Raw genomic sequence first — 22,999 nt, 5'->3', positions numbered from 1 at the left:
CATGACACAGCGAACCACCCGCCCGATGCGGACCGCGGGCCTGGTCCTCGCGGTCGGCGCCCTGCTCGCCACCGTGTTGTCCGCCTGCGGCAGCACCGAACCGCGCAACCTGCTCGACTCCATCCGCGAGGGATCGGTCGTGCTGGGCGTCAAGTTCGACCAGCCCGGTCTCGGCCTCTACGAGCCGGACGGCAACGTCGAGGGATTCGACGCCTCGGTGTCGCGCTATGTCGTCAACCACATCGCCGACGACCTCGGTGTCCCCCATCCCGAGGTCACCTGGCGCGAGACCCCCTCGGCGCGCCGCGAGGCGATGATCGACAACGGTGAGGTCGACCTGATCGCGGCCACGTACTCGATCAACGCGGCGCGCTCGAAGAAGGTGTCCTTCGGCGGTCCCTATCTCGTCACGTACCAGGGTCTGATGGTGCGCGCCGACGACAACACGATCGACGAACTCGCCGACCTCGACAAGGGCAAGAAGCTCTGCTCGGTGACCGGCTCGACACCGGCGCAGAACGTCAAGGCACAGCTGCCCGCGGTCCAGTTGCAGGAGTACGACTCCTACTCGGCCTGTGTCGAGGCGCTGCGTCGCGACAAGGTCGACGCGGTGACCACCGACGAGGCGATCCTCGCCGGCTACTCCAACTTCTGGGAGGGCGAGTTCAAGCTCGTCGAGATGACCTACCTCAAGGACGCCTGCGTGAAGGATGCCCTGAAGACCGCGGGCAGTCCGTTCTCCACCGAGCGCTACGGCGTGGGGCTGGCTCTGGACGACACGGCGTCGCAGAACGCCGTCAACACGGCACTCGACGCGATGCTCGCGCCTTCCGTCGACGGCGAGTCGGCCTGGAACGCCGCGCTGCGCGAGGCACTCGGCAATCCCTACGTGGACGAGATCATCGCCCGCGCCGACCGTCCGGACTCGAAGTTCCCCTACCTGCCCGATCCCGGCGACCTCGACTTCCTCGACTCGCCCTCCACACCGTGCCCGCCCGGGCTGCAGTGAGCGACGGAGCTACCGATGAATGACGTCTCTCTGTGGGAGAGCATGGGTCCAGAGCTGTGGCCCGCCTTCTGGGTGACCATCCAGCTGACCTTCTACTCGGCGATCGGCTCGCTGGTGTGGGGCACGATCCTCGCGGCCATGCGGGTCTCCCCCGTGCCGGTGATGCGCGGCTTCGCCGAGGTCTACGTGAACATCGTCCGCAACACGCCGCTGACACTCGTGGTGCTGTTCTGTGCGATCGGCCTGTACCAGAACCTGGGCCTGACCTTCGCGCCGACGATCGAGTCGAACAACTTCTGGCTCGCCGTCCTCGCCTTCGTGCTGTACACCTCGACGTTCGTCTGTGAGACGCTGCGCTCCGGCTTCAACACGGTCCCGCTCGGGCAGGCCGAAGCCGCTCGCTCCCTCGGCCTCTCGTTCACGCAGGTCTTCGGGGTCATCGTGCTGCCACAGGCGATCCGGTCGGTGATCGGTCCGCTGGGCAGCGTCCTGATCGCGCTCACCAAGAACACGACGGTCGCCTCGGTGATCGGCGTCGCCGAGGCGGCGGCTCTGATGAAGACCGAGATCGAGACCTACTCCGACCAGCTGTTCGTCATCTTCGGCGTCATCGCGGCGGGATTCATGATCATCACACTCAGCGAGGGTGCCGTCTTCGGCTACCTCGCCAAGCGACTGGCGGTGAAACGATGAGCGCTGACTCGACCGTCCTCTACGACGCCCCGGGACCACGCGCCCGCACCCGGAACCGCTTGCTGGCGATCGCGTTCATCGCGGTCCTGGCCGCGATCGCGATCTACGTGATCGCCGTCCTCGCCGCCAACGAACAGTTCACCGCCGAGAAGTGGTCGCCGTTCGTCACGTGGAGCACTTGGACCGGCTACATCCTGCCGGGCCTGTGGCGGACCCTCGCGGCCGCGGCGGTCTCGATCGTGCTGTCGTTGTTGCTCGGTGCGGTCCTCGGTATCGGCCGACTCTCCGATCACCTGTGGGTACGCACCATCGCGGGCCTGTTCGTCGAGGTGTTCCGCGCCATCCCGGTGCTGATCCTGATGGTGTTCACCTGGTTCCTGTTCGCGATCTACGGGGTCTTCCCGTCGTCCTTCCTGGCGTTCGCGGCGGTGGTCACCGGACTCACCCTGTACAACGGGTCGGTCATGGCCGAGATCCTGCGATCCGGTATCAACTCACTGCCCAAGGGACAAACCGAGGCGTCGATGGCCCTGGGTCTGCGCAAGAGCCAGATGATGCGCATCATCCTTCTGCCACAGGCGATCACGGCGATGATGCCCGCACTGATCTCGCAGATGGTCGTGGCGCTGAAGGACAGTGCGCTGGGCTACATCATCGGTTACTCCGAGGTGGTCCGCAGCGGCCTGCTCTCGGCGTCGCGCTACGGCAACTACATCCCGGCACTGATCGTCGTGGCCATCATCATGATCCTGATCAACTTCGGGCTCTCGACCTTCGCCACCAGCCTCGAACGCCGGCTCCGGCAGGGGCGCCGGTCGTCCGCACCGCCCGCGGATCCGGAAGAGACCGAACTCGCTGCGTCGGAGAACCTGCCGACCGGCAGGTGACACCCGCACGATCGTCGTGTGGGGGCGCTCAGCCGCTACGCAGCTCGCTGAGCGCCTCCCCCACGACGTCGAACGCCAGGGATTGGGAATAGCCGCGCCGCACCAGCATTCCGACGAGACGTCGCATCGCCTTGTCGCGTTCGGCGCGATCCTCGGCTATCCGGTCGACGACCGAGGGCGTGAGTTTGCGCACGACCAGACCCGACGCGATCTCACGTTCGTCGTCGGGGTCGATGTCGGCGAGGGCCTCGGCGATGATCGACTCGTCGATCCCCTTGGTGCGGAGCTCGTGTCGTAACGCGACGCGCCCCTTACCGGAGTTGAGGTGGCGGGATCGTACCCAATCGGAGGCGAACTCCTCGTCGTCGAGGAGGTTGTGTTGCTCCAGGCGCGCCATCACGTCGTCGACCGCCTCGGGTTCGAAACCCTTGCGCGTCAATCGCTCTCGCATCTCCTGGCGTGAACGCGCACGGACCCCGAGCAGTCGGAGCGCCGAGTCCCATGCGCTGGGTCCCTTACGGTCGGGGTCGTTGTCCCGCCGTGTGCGCGTCTGCCCGGGGTCCGTTGCCTCGCTCACGGTCTACCTGAACTCGCCTTCGATGTCAGAATTCGACTGGGGCGGGGGCGATGTCGTCGGCGTCGACGGTTGCGCCGATGCCCAGCTTCTCTTTGATCTTCTTCTCGATCTCGTCGCGGATGTCGACGTTCTCGAGCAGGAACTTGCGCGCGTTCTCCTTGCCCTGGCCGAGTTGATCGCCCTCGTAGGTGAACCACGAACCGGACTTGCGGATGAAGCCCTCCGCGACACCCATGTCGATCAGCGAGCCCTCCTTGCTGATGCCCTGGCCGTAGAGGATGTCGAACTCGGCCTGCTTGAACGGCGGTGCGACCTTGTTCTTGACGACCTTGACGCGTGTGCGGTTACCGACCGCGTCGGTCCCGTCCTTGAGGGTCTCGATCCGGCGGACGTCGAGGCGCACCGACGAGTAGAACTTCAGCGCCTTTCCGCCCGTGGTGGTCTCGGGCGAACCGAACATGACGCCGATCTTCTCGCGTAGCTGGTTGATGAAGATCGCGGTGGTCTTCGACTGGTTCAGCGCGGAGGTCATCTTCCGCAGGGCCTGGCTCATCAGGCGGGCCTGCAGACCGACGTGGCTGTCGCCCATCTCGCCCTCGATCTCGGCCTTGGGGACCAGCGCGGCCACCGAGTCGATGACCAGGATGTCGAGCGCGCCCGATCGGATCAGCATGTCCGCGATCTCGAGCGCCTGCTCACCGGTGTCGGGCTGGGACACCAGCAGCGCGTCGGTGTCGACGCCGAGTTTGGCGGCGTAGTCGGGATCGAGTGCGTGCTCGGCGTCGATGAACGCGGCGATGCCGCCCTGCGCCTGGGCGTTGGCGACGGCGTGCAGGGCGACGGTCGTCTTACCCGAGGACTCCGGACCGTAGATCTCCACGACGCGGCCGCGGGGCAGTCCGCCGATACCGAGGGCGACGTCGAGCGCGATGGACCCGGTGGGGATGATCTCGATCGGCTGACGGGTCTCCTCGCCGAGCCGCATCACCGAACCCTTGCCGAAGTTCTTGTCGATCTGCGCGAGGGCGAGGTCGAGAGCCTTCTCGCGGTCTTGGGGCGCAGGTGCCATGGGAGTTCTCCTCGGTTGTGAGCCGGATTTCCGGCGGGCGGTCTGTGCGGTCCGGGCGTTCATGTGATGAAAGTAGCCGGTGGGTCCGACAACTCTTCAGACGCAGACTCGGCCCGTGTGGTTCCGTCTGATTTCACCTCTGGGCACCAGGATGGACGAACACCTGTTCGATGGCAAGTGTGACACGCGGTGGCGTGTCACCAGCGATGGCGCGGTACGTCGAAGTCGCGACAGATCGCGATCCAGACGTCGCGCGGGTCGACCCCGTCGTCGATCGCCTGGGCACCCGTGCGTCCGCCGACCTCGATCAGGATGTGATCGGACAGGATCGAATCCGCCGACGGCACACCGAATTCGGTGGTCATCAACTCGGTGAACTCGGTCAGACGCACGGGTCCAGCCTAGGTGACGCCGCCAGAACGCGATGCGCGACCGCCACCGGGTCGACGACGTCGGTCACCGACTCCCCGATCGCACCCGCCGCGCGTGCATGTGCCGGATCGTCCAGGACGGCCCGCACGGCGTCGGCAACCGCGTCCGCGGTGACCGGACGCACCGCCTGCCCCGCGCCGGCTCGTCGGATCCGGGCGGCGAGCTCCCACTGGTCACCCCCACCGGGTACCGCGACGACCGGCACCGTCGCGAGCATCGCCTTCGCGAGGATCCCGTGCCCGGAGCCACAGATCAGCAGGTCGGCGTGCGCGAGCACCTCGTCCTGCCGGCCCGGCCCCGCCGTGATCAGTTCCCCGCGGAAGCGGGCGAGATCAGCCCCGTCGGGGTCTCGGAGCCCCGAGACCACCACCCGCACGGTCCGGCCCAGTGTGTCGGGCGACAGCGCTTCGAGAGCCTCGCCGAGCATGTCGGCGGCGCCGGTCTGCGCGGTCGACGGGGCGACGACGACGAGGGGGTGATCGCCGGGAGGCACGGTGAAGTGATCGTCGGTGGGCTCCCACACCAGGGGTCCGACGAGATGCGCGTCGGTCGGCCAGTCGGGGCGCGGGACCTCGAGGCCGGGAAGGGTGGCGATGAGTCGCGCCGCCGGTTCCGCGTCGACGTCACCCAGCCCGATCGTCCGCCGGGCAGCGTCCCGCTGCCGCACGCCCTGGCGGATCGACGACGCGGTGGCGGCGCGCATCAGCGTGTCGCGCAGCCGACCCCCGACGCCGCGACCCGGTTCGAGCCCGGACCCGATCGGCGGTAGTCCCCGGGACGGCCGGTACAGCGGATGCGGCGACAGCTCGATCCAGGGCAGTCCACACAGTTGAGCGGCCCAGCCCCCGCCCACGGTGATGACGTCGGAGATGACGAGTTGCGACCCGGCCGCACGCAGCGGCCCGACGAGCTGCTGGGCCATGCGCGCGGCGCGGGCACTCAGTTTGGCTCCGGCGTCGGAGTCGTCGTCGGAGTCCTCGGCGCGCAGCCCCGGGAGATCAGCGATGTCGATCCCCCGGCGGCGCGCGGCCTCCGACCATGCGAGGGAGGTGAACACGACCGGTGTGTCACCGGCGGAGCGGAACCGCTCGGCCAGCGCGAAAGCCGGGAAGGCATGCCCGGCGTCGGAGCCCGCGACGATCGCGACGCGCACGGGTTCGTCGTGCACGCGTGCGCGATCTGTCAGTTCTGCTGGGGCGGCTCGGTGGTCGGCGGCGCGGACTGGGTCGCCGGCTTCTGCAGACCCGGTGCGGTCGTCCCGGCGGCGGGCAGCGCGTCACCGCGCATGCTCGCGCGGATCTGTTCGAGACGAGAATGTCCGGCCATCTGCACGCCGGCCTGCTCGACCTCCTGCATGCGGCCCTGCACGGAGTTCTTGGCCAGCTCCGCCGAACCGAGCGCGTTCGCGTAGCGTCGTTCGATCTTGTCGCGGACCTGGTCGAGGCTCGGCGTGTTCCCGGGCACCGACAGCTCGCTCATCTGGTTGAGCGACGCCGAGACCTGCTCCTGCATCTTCGCCTGCTCGAGTTGACTGAGCAGCTTCGAACGCTCGGACAGCTTCTGCTGCAGGATCATCGCGTTGCGCTCGACGGCCTTCTTGGCCTGATCGGCCGCCTGGAGCGACTGGTCGTGCAAGGACTTGAGGTCCTCCACGCTCTGCTCGGCGGTCACCAGCTGGGCCGCGAACGCCTCGGCGGCGTTGGTGTACTCGGTCGCCTTCTGGGTGTCGCCGGCCGCGGCGGCCTGATCGGCCAGCGTCAGCGCCTGGCGGGTGTTCGCCTGCAGCCGCTCGACGTCCTCGAGTTGCCGGTTCAGCTTCATCTCGAGCTGCCGCTGGTTGCCGATCACCGAGGCCGCCTGCTGCGAGAGCGCCTGGTGCTGACGCTGGGCGTCCTCGATCGCCTGCTGGATCTGGACCTTCGGGTCAGCGTGCTCGTCGATCTTCGCGTTGCCGAGTGCTGTGAGGTAGCGCCACAACTTCACGAACGGGTTCGCCATGCTCGTCGTACTCCATTCAGGGGTCTGAGAACTCTGGTGACCAATCTAGCGTCTGCGAGTCCGGTGTTGAGTCGGTGTCGTTCAGACGGTGCGGGTCAGGCAGCCGCGAGAGCCGTGGCCTCCCGGCGACCGGCGGGAGCCGGGATCACGACCTTGGTCGCGGTCAGTCCGGCCTCGGTGGCTTCGACGCCGTCACCCATCGGCTCGGCGCCGACCACGACGGGTTCGGCACCGGCCGGACGCATTGCGCTGCCGACTTCGAGGAGCAGGTCGGCGATCTCGACGTCGAGCGCGTCGCAGATCGCGGCGAGCAGTTCGCTCGACGCCTCCTTCTGACCGCGTTCGACTTCCGAGAGGTAGCCCAGACTCACCCGCGCACCGGTGGACACCTCGCGCAGGGTCCGGCCCTGCTGCGTCCGGACCCGACGCAGGCTGTCGCCGAGCGCCTCGCGTAAGAGCATCGCCATCGAGTCTCCTCCCTACTGAACGTCTCGGCCCAACTGAACTGCTCGGCGCCCACCGAACCGGCGGCGCGCCTGCTGCCCTCCCCAACGCTTCGCGGTCCCGACGGGTTCCCCGCGGCACCGGCGGCGTCGGCACCCACGGTCGGGGCAGCACCGTCTGATCGACGATAGTCGAAGTCAGTGACCGCCGCCGGTTCCTCCCACAGCACGTCCGCGCGGTGCCACCGGCCGGGGTGCGGTCTCATCGCGATCGGACCGGACCTTGACCGCCTGCCAGGTGTAGTCCAGACCCGTGTAGATCGTCACCACCACCGCCAGTCCCATCAGGATGTCGGCGGCGAGCTGCCACGGTCCGCCGAGCGGGAGGAGGTACAGACCGATGGCGAGCGCCTGCAGCAGCGTCTTGAGCTTGCCGCCGCGGCTGGCCGGTATGACCTTGTGCCGCAACACCCAGAAACGCAGCGCCGTCACCCACACCTCGCGGGCGACGATCACCACGGTGACCCACCACGGCAGGATGCCGAGGATCGACAGCCCGACGAGGGCACCGCCGATCAGGGCCTTGTCCGCGATGGGGTCGGCCAGCTTCCCGAAGTCGGTGATCAGGCCGCGCTGCCGCGCGATCATCCCGTCGTACCGGTCGGTCAGCGCCGCGACCCCGAAGACGATCGTGGCGATCGTGCGCCACAGCGTCGACTCGCCCGACTCCATGAACAGCGCCACCAGGAACACCGGCACCAGGACGATCCGGAACACCGTGAGTGCGTTGGCGATGTTGACCACCGGCACCGGGTCCACCGGGTCGGTGATGTGGTCGGGCCCGCGGCCCACATTGGCGATGCCGTTCTCTTCGACGGCCCGCCGGATCCGGTCGGTCATGAGCTCGCTCCTGACCGCGGCGTCGTGCCGCAGTTCAGGGCAGTCCTCAAGTACACGCCCATCAGGGTATCGGCAGTCCCGAGGAACGACGTGCACAGGTCGCCCCATCGCAGAGACTAAGCTGAATTCCCATGTCCCCCGCCGATCACGTCGTCATCCGTCGTGCGCGCACCTCCGACGTCCCGCGGATCAAAGAACTGATCGACCAGTACGCCGGGAAAATCCTCCTCGAGAAGAACCTCGTCACGCTCTACGAGTCCGTCCAGGAGTTCTGGGTCGCCGACGTCGACGGCCTGGTCGTCGGTTGTGGTGCGCTGCATGTGCTCTGGGCCGATCTCGGCGAGGTCCGCACGGTCGCCGTCGACAACGCCCACGCCGGGCGCGGCATCGGCCACCTCCTCGTCGACCGGCTCATGGCGGTCGCCCGCGAACTGCAGCTCTCGCGCGTCTTCGTGCTCACGTTCGAGACGGCCTTCTTCGCGCGGCACGGTTTCGCCGAGATCCAGGGCACCCCGGTCACGCGCGAGGTGTTCGAGGAGATGTGCCGGTCCTATGACACCGGCGTCGCAGAGTTTCTCGACCTCAGTTATGTCAAACCCAACACCCTGGGCAACACCCGGATGCTGGCAACCATCGAGCAGGGGTGACCATGCCGTTCTTCGCCGTGCAGTACACCTATCGCCCCGCCAAGGCCGCCCTGCGGGATCAGCACCGGCCTTTGCACCGGGAGTGGCTCGCGGAAGAACACTCGGCGGGCAACGTGCTGATCGCCGGCCCCTATCCCGACGGGTCGGGCGCGCTCATCGTCATCCGCGCAGCCGACCTCGAGGCGGCCGAGGCATTCCTGGCCAACGACCCGTTCCAGGCGCATCAGGCCGTCGATGCCATCCGCATCGACGAGTGGACGCAGGTGTTCGGGCCGTTCCCGGGCTGATGCCACGTCCACCCGTCGGCGACGGGTGGACGTGGACGGGTCAGGAGTCCTTGGACTTCGGTGCCGGCGAGTCGGTCGTGTCGCCGGCGGATTCGACCTCCGGCGACTTCGCCATCCCGCGACTCTTGATCAGGCTGGCCACCGTGGTGATCACCAGGACACCGAGGATCACCGACAGCGACAGCCCGGTGGAGATCTCGGGGACCGCCACGTGCTCGCCACCGTTGATGAAGGACAGGGTGTTCTCGTGCAGGGCGTGGAGGACCAGCTTGACGCCGATGAAGGCCAAGATGATCGACAGGCCGATGGACAGGTACACCAGGCGGTCGAGCAGTCCGCCGATGAGGAAGAACAGCTGACGCAGACCCATCAGGGCGAACGCGTTGGCGGTGAAGACCAGGTAGGGCTCGGACGTGAGGCCGTAGATGGCCGGGATCGAGTCGAGCGCGAACAGCACGTCGGTGAAGCCGATGACGATGAGAACCATCAGCATCGGGGTCGCGAGGCGCTTGCCGTTGACGCGGGTGAACAGCTTGTCGCGGTCGTACGAGTCATGCGTGCGCAGGTAGCGCTTGACGAAGCGCTCGAGGCGCGTCTCGCGCTCCTCCTCGTGCTCGACCGGGTCGTCGCTCTCGCGGAGCAGCTTGACGGCGGTGAAGATCAGGAACGCGCCGAACAGGTAGAAGACCCAGCTGTAGGCGTTGATCGCGGCCGCACCGACGGCGATGAAGATGCCGCGCATGATGAGGGCCATCAAGATGCCGAGCAGCAGGACCTTCTGCTGGTACTCCTTGGGCACCGCGAACTTCGCCATGATGATGACGAAGACGAACAGGTTGTCCACAGACAGCGCCTTCTCGGTGACGTAACCGGCGAAGTACTCACCGCCGAAGGTCGAACCCCAGTTCCACCAGACGAACAGACCGAAGATGACGGCGAAAGCGATGTAGATCGCCGACCAGATGCCCGACTCCTTGAGCGACGGCGCGTGGGGCACGCGCACGTGGGTGAAGAAGTCGAACGCGAACAGGGCGAGGATCACCGCACAGGTGATCAGCCATACGGACAGCGAAACATCCACTTGTAACCTCCAGCAGGCAGCAAGAGCTGACGAGCCAGAGGTCTCTCCCACCGAACGGGGGCCGACGCTCCGGGTCAGGGCCGCGACGATGATCGGCATCGTTGCGAATCGTGACCGTATTGACGGAGACGCCGCTTTGGGGATACTCCCCTCATGGATCTCCGGCTACCTTATACAAACTGCAGGAAACCTGCAGAAACCGCAGGTCAGCGACCCGAGTCAGGTGCCGGAACTGTCCGTTTCGTCGCCGCCGCCGGTGATCGAGGCGATCACCCCCGCCAGATCGTGGGGCTTCACGAGCACCTCACGCGCCTTCGATCCCTCGCTGGGGCCGACCACTCCCCGCGTCTCCATCAGGTCCATGAGACGGCCGGCCTTGGCGAACCCGACCCGCAGCTTGCGCTGCAGCATCGACGTCGACCCGAACTGGCTCGACACGACCAGTTCGATCGCCTGCAGGAGATCGTCGAGGTCGTTGCCGATGTCGCTGTCGATGTCCTTTTTGTCGCCCGCCTTCGCCGCGGTGACACCCTCGGTGTACTCCGGCTCGGCCTGCTCCTTGGAGAAATCGACGACCGCGGCGATCTCCTCGTCGGTGATGTAGGCACCCTGCATGCGGATCGGCTTGTTGGCGCCCATCGGGAGGAACAGGCCGTCGCCCATGCCGATCAGCTTCTCGGCACCCGGCTGATCCAGGATGACGCGTGAGTCGGTCAGCGACGACGTCGCGAACGCCAGCCGCGACGGCACGTTGGTCTTGATCAGACCGGTGACGACATCGACCGACGGACGCTGCGTCGCGAGCACCAGATGGATGCCGGCGGCGCGCGCCTTCTGGGTGATCCGCACGATCGCGTCCTCGACGTCGCGGGGCGCGGTCATCATCAGGTCGGCGAGCTCGTCGACGATGGCCAAGATGTACGGATACGGCTTGTAGACGCGTTCGCTGCCCAGCGGGGCGGTGATGTCTCCCGACCGGACCTTCGAGTTGAAGTCGTCGATGTGGCGCACCCGCGAGGCCTTCATGTCCTGATAGCGCTGCTCCATCTCCTCGACGAGCCAGGCGAGTGCGGCAGCGGCCTTCTTCGGTTGCGTGATGATCGGCGTGATGAGGTGCGGGATTCCCTCGTACGGGGTGAGCTCGACCATCTTCGGGTCGATCAGGATCATCCGCACCTGCTCCGGCGTCGCACGGCTGAGCAGCGACACGAGCATGGAATTGACGAAGCTCGACTTGCCCGAGCCGGTCGACCCGGCGACCAGCAGGTGCGGCATCTTCGCCAGGTTGGCGCTGACGAAATCACCCTCGATGTCCTTGCCGAGCCCGATCACCAACGGATGCTTGTCCTTCCGGGTCGACGGCGAGTTCAGCACGTCGGCCAGGCGAACCATCTCACGGTCGGAGTTGGGGACCTCGATACCGACCGCGGACTTGCCGGGGATCGGCGCGAGCAGGCGCACGTTGTCCGTTGCCGCGGCGTAGGCGATGTTGCGTTGCAGCGCGGTGATCTTCTCGACCTTCACACCCGGGCCGAGTTCGATCTCGTATCGCGTGACGGTCGGCCCGCGGGTGTATCCGGTGACCGCGGCGTCGATCTTGAACTGCTCCAGCACGCCGGTCATCCGGTCGATCATGTCGTCGTTGGCGCTGCTGCCCATCTTCGGCGGATCGCCCTCGAGGAGAAGGTCGGCGGGCGGCAGGCGATAGTCCCCGTCCGCGGTGGGATCGGACGGGATGAACGCCTCGTCGTCCGACATCCCCTCGTCCGTCATCTCGTCGTCGAGATCGGGTTCGTGCCGGGGCTCCGGTTCGGGTGCGGGACGCGGCTCGGATCGCGCGGTGGCCCGCCGGGCCGGGGTGGCGCGGGTACGGGGGCTCGGCGCGATCACCTCGGTGACCTGCTGGTCGGCATCCGCGAAGTTCTCGGTGACGGCCTCCTCGAGCGGGGCGACGTCGGCGATGTCGGCGGGCTTGCGCCGCGACGTCCGTCCCGAGGTCCGCGCCGGCGCCGAATCCGGCGGGTAGTTGTCGTACGGGTTCGACGAGTACGGCCGACGCCGGGACCGCGACTCGAGCGCACCGGAGTCCCAGGGATCCGACTCGGCGCTGTCGGTCTCGGTATCGGGGTCGTCGAAATCCGGATCGTCGTAGTTCTCGGCGTCGGCATCCCACTCGTCGTCGTCCCAGGGCGCGTCGTCGCCTCGTCCGACGCCCAGCCCGAGGTAACCGGCGGCGGCGTCCACGACCTCGCGGACGGTTCGGCCGCTGAGGATGAGTACGCCGAATGCCATGCACAACAACAGGATCGGCACCGAGACCCACGCGGTGACACCCGCGGTCAACGGTGTGCCCACCGCGAAGCCGACGAACCCGGCCGCGCCGGACCGTCCGGGCAGGTCGACCGGCGCGCCGGCGACGAGGTGCATCAGACCGAGCAGCGGAAGGATCACCAGGAACCCACCCGACAGGTAGCGGCCGCGTCGCTCCGGGGCGGCCGGCCGTCGCATCAGGACCACTGCCAGCGCGAGGAGACCGACCGGCACGAGCACGGCCGCCGACCCGATGACCGCGCGGATGAGGGCCTCGATGAAGGCGCCCACCGGACCCGCCGCACCGAACCACACACTGGCGCCGACGAGCAGACCGAAGGCGAGGAGACCGAGTGCTGTCCCGTCCCGCCGATGGCTGTGACCGCCGGGCCGGGGTCGACCGTTGCCGTCGGACCCGTCGTCGAACTCCTCGAAGTCCGGGTCGGTGTCGTCGATGTCGTCGAACTCTCCGACGACTTCGGTGCGCGGTCCGCGGCCGACGCCCGAGCCCGCCCGGGCGGCGCTGCCGACGCCCCGCGCGAACAACGACCATCCGGCACCGATGCCCTTGCCCACCGCGGACGCCCCTGCCGCGGCGACGGAACGACGATGCAGGTCCACCGACTCCGCTGGTGCAGCGGACCGGGAACTCTTCCGCGATGCCCCGGCCTTCGACCTCGTCGAGGCACCGGCGCCCGTCTGACGACGCGAACCACCGCTCTTCGAACCGCCGCTCTTCGAACCGTCACCCGTCGAGCGGCGAGCGGCGGTCGAACTCCCTCGAGCCGAACTCGCCCGCCCCGAACCACCGCGAGCGGATCCACCGCGCGTGGAACCAGCAGCGCCGCGCGCGGAGGACGCGCGTGTACCCGTGCTTGCTTTCGAAGCCATACCGACAGACTAGTGGGCAGCGGTCACATCAGTCACACGGGCAACACAGACAACGAATGCGTGTCGAAGTTGTGATCGCTCAGAGGCCGCGCGAACTCTCGCGGACGCCCGTGATCGCGGCGGCGTCACCGGCGAATGTGACGTCGACCGGTGTACGGCCGAACGCGAACAGCACCAGCTCACCGACACGACCGGTCACGATGACGTCGTCACCCGATCCCGCCGTCACCAGATCCTCGCCGTCCGGGGTGCGCAGGGTCACGCGGGCCGGGACCTTCTTGAGCGTCATCCGGCCCATCGACTTGGCCGGCGTGCGCAACTCCGCCTCGAGTTCGGGGGCCAGCGACCGGGGCGTCCACGGCCCGTCGGGGTCGGCGCCGCCACGCAGGACGTCTTCGTGGTGGACGAACATCTCGGCCAGGTTGGCGAATCGGTCGACCAGCTTGAACGGCGAGTAGACCGGCGGCCCCGAGGCGAGCAACGCCAGTTGGGCATCCCAGTCCTTCGACGTCGCCTGGGCCCGCACCTTCTCGGTGTGGCCGGCGAAAGCCGGGATGAGGATGCCCGGCCCGGTGTCCGGGCGTCGTTCCCGGACCACGAGATGCGCCAACAGATCGCGGGTGGTCCAGCCCTCACACAAGGTGGGCGCGTCGGGGCCCACCTTTCGAAGGGTCTCGACGAGGGCTGCTCTTTCCTTCTGCGCTCCGGTCACACGACCACGGTAGCGACAACGCCGTGGTCTCGTTCCTCGACGCCGGTCAGTCCCCGACCGCGATGACCGTCGGCACGATCATCGGACGGCGACGATAGGCGGTCGACACCCAGCGCCCGACCGCACGGCGAATCCCCTGGGCGATCCGGTGCGTGTCGGAGACACCCTCGGCCGCCAGCGAATCCAGCGTCTGGTTGACGATGTCCGCCGCCTCCTTGAGCGCGTCCGGGTCGTCGGAGAAACCGCGTCCGGAGACCTCGGGTGTGCTCACCGCACGGCCCGTCGTCACGTCCACGGCGACGGTGATGGCGATGAAGCCACCCTCCCCCAGCACGAGCCGTTCGGAGAGCGTCGACTCCCCCACGTCGCCGACCGAGAGGCCGTCGACGTAGACGTGCCCGACCGGAACCCGTCCGACGATGTCGGCGCGACCGTCGACGAGGTCGACCACCACGCCGTCCTCGGCGAGGACGACCCGGTCCTCGGGCACACCGGTCGCTACCGCGAGCGCGGCGTTGGCGCGCAGGTGCCGCCATTCGCCGTGCACGGGCATCGCATTCGAGGGGCGCACCGCGTTGTAGAGGTAGAGCAGCTCACCGGCCGAGGCGTGGCCCGAGACATGGACCTTCGCACTCTGCTGGGTGATGACGGTCGCGCCGCGCTTGGCCAGCCCGTTGACGACGGCGAACACCGAGTTCTCGTTGCCGGGGATGAGCGAGGACGCCAGCACGACGAGGTCGTCGGCCCGGATGTTGATCTGCCGGTGCTCTCCGCGCGCCATCCGGGAGAGCGCGGACAGCGGCTCGCCCTGCGAGCCGGTGGAGATCAGCACGACGCGGTGGTCGGGCAGGGTTGCCGCGGTGTCGAGATCGACGACGACGCCGTCGGGTACCGAGAGGTAGCCGAGATCCTGCGCGATCTGCATGTTGCGCACCATCGAACGGCCGACGAAGGTGACCCGCCGATTGTGGGTGTGCGCCACGTCGATGATCTGCTGGATGCGATGGACGTGGCTCGCGAACGACGCCACGATGACCCTCTGTGTGGCCTTGCCGATGACCTGGTCGAGCACCCCGCCGATCTGACGTTCCGGGGTCACGAAACCGGGCACCTCGGCGTTGGTCGAGTCCACCAGGAACAGGTCGACGCCCTCATCGCCGAGGCGGCTGAACCCGGCGAGGTCGGTGAGCCGGCCGTCGAGGGGCAGCTGGTCGAGCTTGATGTCGCCGGTGTGCAGCACGACGCCGGCGGGGGTCCGGATCGCGACGGCCAGGGCGTCCGGGATCGAGTGGTTGACGGCGAAGTACTCGCACTCGAACGGGCCGTGCGAGGTCTTCTGACCTTCGACGACCTCGACGAGCTTGGGTCGCAGGCGATGCTCGCGACACTTGGCCTCGACCAGGGCGAGCGTGAACTTCGCGCCGATCACCGGGATGTCGCTGCGTAGCCGGAGCAGGAACGGCAGAGCGCCGATGTGGTCCTCGTGGCCGTGGGTCAGGATCACCGCGTCGACGTCGTCCATGCGGTCTTCGATGTAGCGGAAGTCCGGCAGGATCAGGTCGACGCCCGGCTGGGCGTCCTCGGGGAAGAGCACACCGCAGTCGACGATCAGCAGACGGCCGTTGTATTCGAAGACGGTCATGTTGCGGCCGATCTCGCCGATCCCGCCGAGCGCCACCACGCGCAGACCACCCTTGGGCAGTCGGCGGGGTGTGCCCAGTCGGTCGACAGGGGCCGGGGTTGCCGGTTCGGGCCGGCGGCCGCCGCGGGCGTCGCCGCGCTCGTGGCGGGGGCGACGGGTGTTCGACGCGGGACTCGCCGGACGCTTGGCCGCGTGCTTCGGCGAGTTCGCGTCGGACTTCGGTTCCGATGATCCGGTCCGCTCGGCTCGCGCGCGCCGGGGTTGCCGTGCCTTCGAGGTCACCTCGACGGGCTCGGCGGACGGGGTGGGCTCGGCGGGCGGGGTCGGCTCGGCGGGGGGCGGACTCGGCGGGCCGGCCTTGCGGGCGGCAGCCCGGCGTCGGGTCCGGGGGCGGACGGTGCCGGCGGTGTCGTTGCCGGTGGTGTCGTTGTCGGTCATCAGATCAGCACACCCGCCGCGCGCAGATCCACGATCAGTTCCTCGATCTGCGCCGGGTTCGCGGGCACCTGCGGCAGGCGCGGGTCGCCGACCTCCAGCCCGAGGATGCGCAGTGCCGCCTTCACCATCGTGACCCCGCCGAGGCGCCCCATGGCGTTGACCAGCGGCAGCATCGAGGTGTTGATCGCGCGGGCGGTCGGCAGATCGCCCTTCTCGACAGCGATCTGCATGTCGCGCAGGCGATCCGGGACGAGGTGGCCGATAACGCTGACATAACCGGTCGCGCCGATCGACAGCCACGGCAGGTTGAGTGCGTCCTCGCCGGACAGGTACTCCAGGCTGGTGCTGGCGATCAGGCCGGCCGCCGAGTGCAGGTCGCCCTTGGCGTCCTTCACCCCGCGGATGTTGGGGTGTTCGGCCAGGGCGAGCATCGTCTCGTTCATGATCGGGACCACCGATCGCGGCGGGATGTCGTAGAGCAGCACCGGCAGCGCGGTGGCGTCGGCGACGGTCCGAAAGTGCGCGAGGAGCCCGGCCTGCGGCGGCTTCGAGTAGTACGGGGTCACCACGAGGAGCGCGTGCGCACCGATCTTCTCGGACTCGATCGCGAACCGGACGCTCTCGGCGGTGTCGTAACTGCCTGCGCCCTGGGTGATCCGGGCCCGGTCGCCCACCGCGTCGAGGACCACCCGCAGCAACTCGAGCTTCTCCGGCACGGTGGTGGTCGGCGATTCACCGGTGGTGCCGGACACGACCAGCCCGTCACATCCCTTGGCGACCAGATGGTCGGCGAGGACGGCGGCCTTGTCCAGATCGAGGCTTCCGTCCGGGCGGAAGGGGGTGACCATCGCAACCACGTTCGTCCCGAAGGGATGCTCGTGCAGCGGTTCCTGGACTGCGTTCATGGTGCTCAAGGCTACCGCCTCCCTGTTGGTGACGATCCTCACCCTTCCAGCACGAATGGTGAGGTGGCGACCTCGGTCCCGTCGGCCAGGGTGCCGATCTCGAAATCGCCGAACACGGTGGGCGCCACCCGCATCAACTGGCGTAGACACTCCACCGCGAGCTGGCGGATCTCGACGTCGGCGTGCTCGGTGGCGCGCATGCCGACGAAGTGCCGCCAGGCGCGATGGTTGCCGGTGACGACGATCTTTGTCTCGGTGGCGTTCGGCAGTACGGAGCGAGCGGCCTGACGTGCCTGTTTCCGACGCAGGATGGCGTTGGGGACGTCGGCGAACTTCGCCTCCAGCGCCGCGAGGAGCTCGGTGTAGGCCGCCCGGCTCGCGTCGGTCGCCGCGGTGAAGAGGTCCTCGAGCTCCGGGTCGCCCACGATCGCCGGCGGCGCCACGACGTTGGAGTCGTGCTCGGGCACGAACCGCTGGGACAGTTGCGAGTACGAGAAGTGGCGGTGCCGGATCAGTTCGTGGGTGCACGAGCGGGAGATGCCGCTGATGTAGAACGTCACCGATGCGTGTTCGAGCAGCGACAGGTGCCCGACCTCGAGGATGTGCCGCAGGTAGCCGGCATTGGTGGCGGTACGCGGGTTCGGCTTGTCCCAGCTCTGGTAGCACGCCCGGCCGGCGAACTCGACCAACGCCTCACCGCCCTCGGCGTCGGTGCTCCACGGCACGTCTCCCGGCGGGGTGAACTGGGTCATCGCCACCATCTGCACCTTCAGCGGCACCAATTCGGACACGCATGTCTCCTGTCGTCCGTCGCGGCCACACGTCCGCGTGCCGCGCGGTATCCGATTCTCCCCCACCACGTGAGTACCGCACCGTCGGGCTCCGCCCGCGGTAGAGTCCCTGCAGGCGTGGGCGAGTACCCGGGGGTGGATGCGATGACGACGCGACGCGACTTCCTGCGCACGGGTGCGGTCGTGACCGGTGCGGCGCTCGCCTCCCCCGCCGTCGTCGCCCAGGGCGCGCCGCGGTCGCCCGGGCCCCCGTCGGCGGCAGTGTTCCGCCACGGCGTCGCGTCCGGCGACCCGCTCCCCGACGCCGTCGTCCTCTGGACCCGCATCACCCCGACCCCGGCTGCGACACCCGGTTCCGGCCTGGGGCCGCAGAGCCTCGTCCGCTGGGAGATCGCCCGGGACCCCGGCTTCGGCGCCGTCGTGGCCGCGGGCGAGGTGCGGACGTCCGCCGACTCCGACCATACGGTGAAGATCGACGCGTCGGGTCTGGCGCCGCGCACCTGGTACCACTACCGCTTCACGGTGCTGTCCGGACCCGCCACCGGCGCGGTGTCGCCCGTCGGTCGCACGTGCACCGCCCCCGCAACGGGTGCCGACGTCGCGAAGATCCGTTTCGGCGTCGTGTCGTGTGCCAACTGGGAGGCCGGATACTTCGCCGCCTACCGGCATCTGGCCGCGCAGCCGGCACTCGACGCGGTGGTCCACCTGGGCGACTATTTCTACGAGTACGAGACCGGGCGATACACCGGCAAGACCGGAACCGTCCGGCCGCACGACCCCCGCCACGAGATCGTCACCCTGCGCGACTACCGGACACGCCACGCGCAGTACAAGACCGACCCCGACCTCGCCCGGCTGCACCGGAACCTGCCGTTTATCTGCATCTGGGACGACCACGAGTCGTCGAACGACTCGTGGTCGGGCGGGGCGGAGAACCATCAGGCGGGCGAGGGCTCCTGGGCCGCACGGCGCACCGCCGCGCTGCGCGCGTACGCCGAGTGGATGCCGATCCGCCCCGCCGTCGACACCGCGGGCCGGCACCTGTTCCGCAGGCTCCGCTTCGGCCGTCTGCTCGAGTTGTCCATGCTGGATCTGCGCTCCTACCGCGACCTGCAGGTCAGCGCCCGGTCGGCGGCCATCGACGATCCCGCCCGCTCGATCCTCGGCCGGGCACAGATGTCGTGGCTGACCAATGGACTCACGTCGTCGGAGACCCGCTGGAAGATCGTCGGCAACCCGGTGATGATCGCCCCGGTGCTGATCCCCCCGCTGGATCCGCAGACAACCGGCGCGGTCACCGCACTGCTCGGCATCCCGCGCGAGGGCATCCCGTACAACGCCGACCAGTGGGACGGTTACGCCGCCGATCGTCGACGTCTCCTCGAATCGCTGCGCCGCAATCGCGTCGACAACGTCGTCTTCATCACCGGTGACATCCACTCGTCGTGGGCGTGCGACATCCCGGCCGACCCGGCGAACTATCCCGGCGGCGGGAGTGTCGCAACGGAATTGGTCGGCACCTCGATCACGTCGACCAACATCGACGACATGCTGAACGTGCCCGCCAACACCGCCGGGGTCGCGGTGTCCTCGGCCTTCGCGGCCACGAACCACCACGTGCGCTGGAGCGAGTTCGACGCGCACGGGTATTCGGTCCTGACCGTGACGCCGGCGGCGACGCAGATGGACTGGTACTTCGTGCACGACAAGACGAATCCGCGCTCCGGCCAGTATTACGCGAAGTCCTACCGGGTCGCGAACGGCACCCAGCGGGTCGTCCCGGCGGGTGGGCCGGTCGACTAGCTGCCCGTCTCAACCTGATCCAGCAGCGCCGACAACTTCGCGTGGGTGTCGGGCCAGCCGTGGACGGCGATCGAGGTGATCCCGAGGGCCTTGACCGGATAGTCGTTGCCGCCCTCGTCGAGCCGGTCGCCGAAGAACAGGATGTCGCTGGTGCTGAGGCCGAGGATGTCCATCAACTTCAGTGCGCCGTAAGCCTTGTCGATGCCCTTCTTGGTGACGTCCACCGACGTCGAACCGCCGCTGCGCACCTCGAGGTCGGGAAGTCGCTCGGCGGCGTAGGCCCGCAGGGACTCCTTCTTCGCTCCGTCGGGGTCCCAGGCCGCCTTCGCGTCGACGGGCGCCTTCTGCCCCAGCGCGCTGAAGGTGATCTGGCTGCCGCGGTCCTCGAGGATGTCACCCCACGTCTCGCTCTCCCACAGGCCGAGCTCTTTCGCGCCGGCCTCCAGCACGTCGAGCGTGCGCTGCTTCTCGTCGTCGGTGAGGAACTCCGCGTAGACCGTCTCCCAGTCGTTCCCGGACCACCGCACGTACTGCGTTCCGCACGTCGGCATGAGGTGGAGGTTGGCGACGCTGTCGAAGTTGCCGAGCCGCGCGAGAACCTGCTTCTCGAACTGGGTGAAGTTGCCGCCGGAGATGATGCAGCCCAGGCTCACGTCGAGCATCCGACGCAGCAGATCGACCATCTGGTCGTCGAGCGGGCTCTTCGACGGGGCCAGGGTGTCGTCGAGATCGAACATCACCAATCGGTAGTCGTTACCCTCATACGACACGGTCATCGCTTCGTCTCCCATCGCTGTCGTGAACTTTCGATCCTCAGCATTGCATCACCCGGTGTGGGTCACGCGCCGTGCAGCACCCGTTGCAGGTCGGGCGCCAGGTCGCCGCGTCCGGACACGACGACATCGTCGAGGTCTTGCCAGCCGGCGAAGCTCCGCAGATCCGCGGACAGCCGTTCGGCGACGAGGCCTCGGGAACGACCCGGCTCGCAGTAGGCCCCGAGCACCTGCAGGGTGCGGTTCTTGCGGTCGGCCTTCAGGTCCACGCGCGCGGCGATGTCGGTGCCCAGCAGATACGGCAGCACGTAATAGCCGTGCACGCGTTTGTGTTCGGGCACATAGATCTCGATGCGGTAGTGGAAGTCGAAGAGTCGTTCGGCGCGGGGGCGGAAGAACACGAGCGGGTCGAACGGCGACAGGATCGCCGAGGCGTCGACGCGCCGCGGGATCACCGCGCCGGCGGCCAGGTAGGCCGGGTCGCGCCAGCCGTCCACGAAGATCTCCTGCAGCACACCGTCCTCGACGAGTTCGGCGACCGCAGGCCGCGCGTCGGCCGGCCGGAGCCGGTAGTAGTCGGCCAGATCGGCCACGGTGGCGACACCGAGCGCCTGGGCGGCACGGCTGACGAGTTCACGGTGCGCCTGCCCACGGTCGGGTCGCAGCGCGACGATGTCCGCGCCGACGATCCGTTCGGTGAGGTCGTAGTGCCGCACGAAGTTCCCGTTGCGGACCGCCGACAGGTCACCAGCCGCGAACATGGCCTCGCACAGGTGCTTCACCTCACCGCGCTGCCACCAGCTCCCGGCTGCACCGGGTTCACGTTCGATGCCCAGTTCCGCTTCGATGGCACGGGGCGTGGTCGCGCCGACCGCCTCGATCACTGCCCGGACGTCGCCGACCAGAGAACGGTTGCGACGGAGCACGTCTCGCGTGTGCCGATACCGACCGTCGGCGAAGTCGTCCATCCGCCATCGGAAGAGGGGCCAGTCGGGCACCGGGATCAGCGCGGCTTCGTGGGCCCAGTACTCGACGAGCAGCCGCCGACCACGCCCGGGCTGCCACGCGGCGCGGTGCAACAGGTCGGGATCGTAGGCACCCAGGCGAGAGAACAGCGGCATGAAGTGCGCACGCGCGGCGATGTTCACCGAGTCCATCTGCAGCAGCCGCGTTCGGCCGACGACGCGCTTCAGGTGTGCCATGGTGGGCGCGGCGGCGGGCCGGCGGTCGGTGAAACCCTGTGCGGCGAGCGCGATTCGACGCGCCTGCGCGATCGAGAGACGATCCGGCGCCATCAGTCCTGCCGAGCGCGCCGATAGTCGACGAAGCGATACCCGATGCCGCTCGTCGAGGTCTGCCACTCACCGCGATGTGCCACCGCCCACTCGTCGGTGATCTCCGGAGCGAACGCGTCGGCGCCGTCGACCTCGACGTCGATCTCCGTGACACACAGTTCGGTGGCGAATTCCATTGCCAAGCGGTAGATCTCGCCGCCGCCGATGATTCCGACCCGTTCGCCACCGGCCAGCTCGAGCGCCTCGGCGACCGATCCCGCGACCGACGCGCCGTCGGCCGACCAGCTCGCGTCGCGGGTGACGACCACATTGGCGCGACCGGGCAGCGGCCGAAATCGCGGCGGCAGCGAAGCCCATGTCTTGCGGCCCATGACAACCGGGTGCCCGACCGTCAGTTCCTTGAACCGCGCCACATCTTCGGGGACCCGCCACGGGATCGTGTTGTCCCGGCCGATCGCCCCGCCGCGTCCCTGCGCCCAGACCAGGCGCACCTCACGCGAGCCCTCCCCCGCGAGGTCGGACGTCACACCGCCACCGGGGCTTTGATCCCGGGATGGGACCGGTAGTCGACGATGGCGATGTCGTCGTACTCGTAGTCGAAGATCGAATCCCGCTTGCGCAGTTCGAGTTTCGGGTACGGGTACGGGTCGCGAGACAGTTGCAACGTCACCTGCTCGACGTGGTTGTCGTAGATGTGGCAGTCGCCGCCGGTCCACACGAACTCGCCGACCTCGAGGCCCGCCTGCTGGGCCATCATGTGCGTCAGCAGCGCATACGACGCGATGTTGAACGGTACTCCCAGGAACAGGTCGGCGCTGCGCTGGTACAGCTGGCACGACAGTTTGCCGTCGGCGACATAGAACTGAAAGAACGCGTGGCAGGGCGGCAGTGCCATCTGCGGGATCTCCCCCACGTTCCATGCGGACACGATGTTCCGGCGCGAATCGGGGTTGGTCTTGAGCAGGTCGAGGGCGGCCGCGATCTGGTCGATGTGCTCGCCGGACGGCGTCGGCCAGCTCCGCCATTGCACGCCGTAGACGGGTCCGAGTTCACCGTTCTCGTCGGCCCACTCGTCCCAGATGCTCACCCCGCGCTCCTGCAGCCACCGCACATTTGAGTCGCCGCGCAGGAACCACAGCAACTCGTAGACGATCGACTTCAGATGCACCTTCTTGGTGGTGATCAGTGGGAAACCCTCGGCGAGGTCGTAGCGCAATTGCCTGCCGAAGAGGCTGCGCGTCCCGGTCCCGGTGCGGTCGGCCTTCGGCGTCCCTGTCTCCATGACGAGGCTCAGCAGGTCCTCGTACGGAGTCGGGATGGTCCCGGTCGATGACATGTCGCGGATGGCCGTGCTCACGGGTGCCAGTCTAGGCAAAGCAGTAGTCGCACCGCCGGGCGCACGACACGGCCCTGACT

The 22,999-nt window shown here is 68.2% G+C and carries 23 protein-coding genes; 6 read left to right on the top strand and 17 right to left on the bottom strand.

Annotated features, from left to right (window positions below):
* The first annotated feature begins 1 nt into the window (after position 1).
* From GR168_RS10420 to GR168_RS10410, 3 genes are read left to right on the top strand one after another with little or no spacing between them, the layout of a single operon-like run.
* Entirely contained in the window at positions 2 to 1,009 is a 1,008-nt protein-coding gene (locus tag GR168_RS10420) for a glutamate ABC transporter substrate-binding protein (protein ID WP_065628923.1), read from the top strand.
* A 15-nt stretch (positions 1,010 to 1,024) separates the two neighbouring features.
* Complete coding sequence (locus tag GR168_RS10415; protein WP_058250184.1) at positions 1,025 to 1,702, top strand: amino acid ABC transporter permease; 678 nt, start codon at positions 1,025 to 1,027, stop codon at positions 1,700 to 1,702.
* Positions 1,699 to 2,589 carry an amino acid ABC transporter permease gene (locus tag GR168_RS10410; protein ID WP_068969884.1) on the top strand — a complete coding sequence of 297 codons (891 nt, stop codon included), beginning with the start codon at positions 1,699 to 1,701 and terminating at the stop codon, positions 2,587 to 2,589. The genes GR168_RS10415 and GR168_RS10410 overlap by 4 nt, the downstream gene beginning before the upstream one ends.
* A gap of 28 nt (positions 2,590 to 2,617) precedes the next feature.
* Here GR168_RS10410 and GR168_RS10405 read toward each other — a convergent pair whose 3' ends face one another.
* The 7 genes from GR168_RS10405 to pgsA form a co-directional block, all read right to left on the bottom strand.
* The gene (locus tag GR168_RS10405) at positions 2,618 to 3,166 is read right to left on the bottom strand and encodes a regulatory protein RecX (protein ID WP_159370671.1); all 549 of its coding nucleotides are present in this window, start codon (positions 3,164 to 3,166) and stop codon (positions 2,618 to 2,620) included.
* 25 nt (positions 3,167 to 3,191) lie between these two features.
* Positions 3,192 to 4,235 (bottom strand): recombinase RecA, encoded by a 1,044-nt coding sequence (gene recA / locus GR168_RS10400; protein WP_006866461.1) that lies wholly within the window; start codon positions 4,233 to 4,235, stop codon positions 3,192 to 3,194.
* 197 nt (positions 4,236 to 4,432) lie between these two features.
* Positions 4,433 to 4,627, bottom strand: coding sequence for a DUF3046 domain-containing protein (locus tag GR168_RS10395; RefSeq protein WP_058250181.1), 195 nt, complete (start codon positions 4,625 to 4,627; stop codon positions 4,433 to 4,435).
* Positions 4,618 to 5,820 (bottom strand): glycosyl transferase, encoded by a 1,203-nt coding sequence (locus GR168_RS10390; RefSeq protein WP_159371894.1) that lies wholly within the window; start codon positions 5,818 to 5,820, stop codon positions 4,618 to 4,620. The genes GR168_RS10395 and GR168_RS10390 overlap by 10 nt, the downstream gene beginning before the upstream one ends.
* Positions 5,821 to 5,849: 29 nt before the next feature.
* Entirely contained in the window at positions 5,850 to 6,665 is an 816-nt protein-coding gene (gene pspA, locus GR168_RS10385; protein ID WP_058250180.1) for a phage shock protein PspA, read from the bottom strand.
* Positions 6,666 to 6,760: 95 nt separating this feature from the next.
* The gene (locus tag GR168_RS10380) at positions 6,761 to 7,132 is read right to left on the bottom strand and encodes a helix-turn-helix transcriptional regulator (RefSeq protein ID WP_058250179.1); all 372 of its coding nucleotides are present in this window, start codon (positions 7,130 to 7,132) and stop codon (positions 6,761 to 6,763) included.
* A gap of 174 nt (positions 7,133 to 7,306) precedes the next feature.
* On the bottom strand, positions 7,307 to 8,008 hold the full coding sequence (gene pgsA, locus GR168_RS10375) for a CDP-diacylglycerol--glycerol-3-phosphate 3-phosphatidyltransferase (protein WP_065628926.1): 702 nt from the start codon (positions 8,006 to 8,008) through the stop codon (positions 7,307 to 7,309).
* A 131-nt stretch (positions 8,009 to 8,139) separates the two neighbouring features.
* On the opposite strand from pgsA, the gene GR168_RS10370 reads away from it, so the two are divergent.
* Positions 8,140 to 8,655, top strand: coding sequence for an amino-acid N-acetyltransferase (locus GR168_RS10370; RefSeq protein ID WP_159370670.1), 516 nt, complete (start codon positions 8,140 to 8,142; stop codon positions 8,653 to 8,655).
* A 2-nt stretch (positions 8,656 to 8,657) separates the two neighbouring features.
* Complete coding sequence (locus GR168_RS10365; protein WP_068969879.1) at positions 8,658 to 8,942, top strand: YciI family protein; 285 nt, start codon at positions 8,658 to 8,660, stop codon at positions 8,940 to 8,942.
* A gap of 40 nt (positions 8,943 to 8,982) precedes the next feature.
* Here the strand turns inward: GR168_RS10365 and GR168_RS10360 are convergent, their stop codons facing one another.
* From GR168_RS10360 to thyX, 6 genes are all read right to left on the bottom strand, one after another.
* Complete coding sequence (locus tag GR168_RS10360) at positions 8,983 to 10,023, bottom strand: TerC family protein (protein WP_159370669.1); 1,041 nt, start codon at positions 10,021 to 10,023, stop codon at positions 8,983 to 8,985.
* 219 nt (positions 10,024 to 10,242) lie between these two features.
* Positions 10,243 to 13,224, bottom strand: coding sequence for a DNA translocase FtsK (locus GR168_RS10355; protein ID WP_238995067.1), 2,982 nt, complete (start codon positions 13,222 to 13,224; stop codon positions 10,243 to 10,245).
* 79 nt (positions 13,225 to 13,303) lie between these two features.
* Complete coding sequence (locus tag GR168_RS10350; RefSeq protein ID WP_058250173.1) at positions 13,304 to 13,936, bottom strand: TIGR03085 family metal-binding protein; 633 nt, start codon at positions 13,934 to 13,936, stop codon at positions 13,304 to 13,306.
* Between the two features lie 46 nt (positions 13,937 to 13,982).
* Complete coding sequence (locus GR168_RS10345; RefSeq protein ID WP_065628930.1) at positions 13,983 to 16,016, bottom strand: ribonuclease J; 2,034 nt, start codon at positions 16,014 to 16,016, stop codon at positions 13,983 to 13,985.
* A complete protein-coding gene (dapA, locus tag GR168_RS10340; RefSeq protein ID WP_159370667.1) occupies positions 16,016 to 16,921 on the bottom strand; it encodes a 4-hydroxy-tetrahydrodipicolinate synthase in 906 nt (301 codons plus the stop codon). The genes GR168_RS10345 and dapA overlap by 1 nt, the downstream gene beginning before the upstream one ends.
* Positions 16,922 to 16,959: 38 nt before the next feature.
* The gene (thyX, locus tag GR168_RS10335) at positions 16,960 to 17,712 is read right to left on the bottom strand and encodes an FAD-dependent thymidylate synthase (protein WP_065628932.1); all 753 of its coding nucleotides are present in this window, start codon (positions 17,710 to 17,712) and stop codon (positions 16,960 to 16,962) included.
* Between the two features lie 144 nt (positions 17,713 to 17,856).
* Here thyX and GR168_RS10330 point away from each other — a divergent pair, with 144 nt between their 5' ends.
* On the top strand, positions 17,857 to 19,515 hold the full coding sequence (locus GR168_RS10330) for an alkaline phosphatase D family protein (protein WP_159370666.1): 1,659 nt from the start codon (positions 17,857 to 17,859) through the stop codon (positions 19,513 to 19,515).
* Here GR168_RS10330 and GR168_RS10325 read toward each other — a convergent pair.
* The 4 genes from GR168_RS10325 to GR168_RS10310 form a co-directional block, all read right to left on the bottom strand.
* Positions 19,512 to 20,291, bottom strand: a complete 780-nt coding sequence (locus tag GR168_RS10325) for an HAD-IIB family hydrolase (RefSeq protein ID WP_058250306.1) — start codon at positions 20,289 to 20,291, stop codon at positions 19,512 to 19,514. The two genes, GR168_RS10330 and GR168_RS10325, sit on opposite strands and share 4 nt — an antisense overlap.
* 62 nt (positions 20,292 to 20,353) lie before the next feature.
* The gene (locus tag GR168_RS10320; RefSeq protein WP_159370665.1) at positions 20,354 to 21,583 is read right to left on the bottom strand and encodes a crosslink repair DNA glycosylase YcaQ family protein; all 1,230 of its coding nucleotides are present in this window, start codon (positions 21,581 to 21,583) and stop codon (positions 20,354 to 20,356) included.
* Positions 21,583 to 22,110: a dihydrofolate reductase gene (locus GR168_RS10315; protein ID WP_159370664.1), complete on the bottom strand. Its 528-nt coding sequence runs from the start codon at positions 22,108 to 22,110 to the stop codon at positions 21,583 to 21,585. The genes GR168_RS10320 and GR168_RS10315 overlap by 1 nt, the downstream gene beginning before the upstream one ends.
* Positions 22,107 to 22,940 carry a thymidylate synthase gene (locus GR168_RS10310; protein ID WP_078112288.1) on the bottom strand — a complete coding sequence of 278 codons (834 nt, stop codon included), beginning with the start codon at positions 22,938 to 22,940 and terminating at the stop codon, positions 22,107 to 22,109. The genes GR168_RS10315 and GR168_RS10310 overlap by 4 nt, the downstream gene beginning before the upstream one ends.
* Positions 22,941 to 22,999: the final 59 nt, after the last annotated feature.

This window comes from Gordonia sp. JH63, assembly GCF_009856645.1.
In the GTDB taxonomy this organism is placed as follows: domain Bacteria; phylum Actinomycetota; class Actinomycetes; order Mycobacteriales; family Mycobacteriaceae; genus Gordonia; species Gordonia hongkongensis.
The sequence above is the reverse complement of the archived record's forward strand: the minus strand, read 5'-3'. Positions and strand labels throughout refer to the sequence as shown.

What these genes read in the sequence shown, in the direction of transcription:
- GR168_RS10420 (WP_065628923.1), top strand. Translation starts at nt 2, where the DNA reads ATGACACAGCGAACCACCCGCCCGATGCGGACCGCGGGCCTGGTCCTC.
- GR168_RS10415 (WP_058250184.1), top strand. Translation starts at nt 1,025, where the DNA reads ATGAATGACGTCTCTCTGTGGGAGAGCATGGGTCCAGAGCTGTGGCCC.
- GR168_RS10410 (WP_068969884.1), top strand. Translation starts at nt 1,699, where the DNA reads ATGAGCGCTGACTCGACCGTCCTCTACGACGCCCCGGGACCACGCGCC.
- recA (WP_006866461.1), bottom strand. Translation starts at nt 4,235, where the DNA reads ATGGCACCTGCGCCCCAAGACCGCGAGAAGGCTCTCGACCTCGCCCTC.
- pspA (WP_058250180.1), bottom strand. Translation starts at nt 6,665, where the DNA reads ATGGCGAACCCGTTCGTGAAGTTGTGGCGCTACCTCACAGCACTCGGC.
- GR168_RS10380 (WP_058250179.1), bottom strand. Translation starts at nt 7,132, where the DNA reads ATGGCGATGCTCTTACGCGAGGCGCTCGGCGACAGCCTGCGTCGGGTC.
- pgsA (WP_065628926.1), bottom strand. Translation starts at nt 8,008, where the DNA reads ATGACCGACCGGATCCGGCGGGCCGTCGAAGAGAACGGCATCGCCAAT.
- GR168_RS10370 (WP_159370670.1), top strand. Translation starts at nt 8,140, where the DNA reads ATGTCCCCCGCCGATCACGTCGTCATCCGTCGTGCGCGCACCTCCGAC.
- GR168_RS10365 (WP_068969879.1), top strand. Translation starts at nt 8,658, where the DNA reads ATGCCGTTCTTCGCCGTGCAGTACACCTATCGCCCCGCCAAGGCCGCC.
- GR168_RS10355 (WP_238995067.1), bottom strand. Translation starts at nt 13,224, where the DNA reads ATGGCTTCGAAAGCAAGCACGGGTACACGCGCGTCCTCCGCGCGCGGC.
- GR168_RS10345 (WP_065628930.1), bottom strand. Translation starts at nt 16,016, where the DNA reads ATGACCGACAACGACACCACCGGCAACGACACCGCCGGCACCGTCCGC.
- dapA (WP_159370667.1), bottom strand. Translation starts at nt 16,921, where the DNA reads ATGAACGCAGTCCAGGAACCGCTGCACGAGCATCCCTTCGGGACGAAC.
- GR168_RS10330 (WP_159370666.1), top strand. Translation starts at nt 17,857, where the DNA reads ATGACGACGCGACGCGACTTCCTGCGCACGGGTGCGGTCGTGACCGGT.
- GR168_RS10325 (WP_058250306.1), bottom strand. Translation starts at nt 20,291, where the DNA reads ATGACCGTGTCGTATGAGGGTAACGACTACCGATTGGTGATGTTCGAT.
- GR168_RS10320 (WP_159370665.1), bottom strand. Translation starts at nt 21,583, where the DNA reads ATGGCGCCGGATCGTCTCTCGATCGCGCAGGCGCGTCGAATCGCGCTC.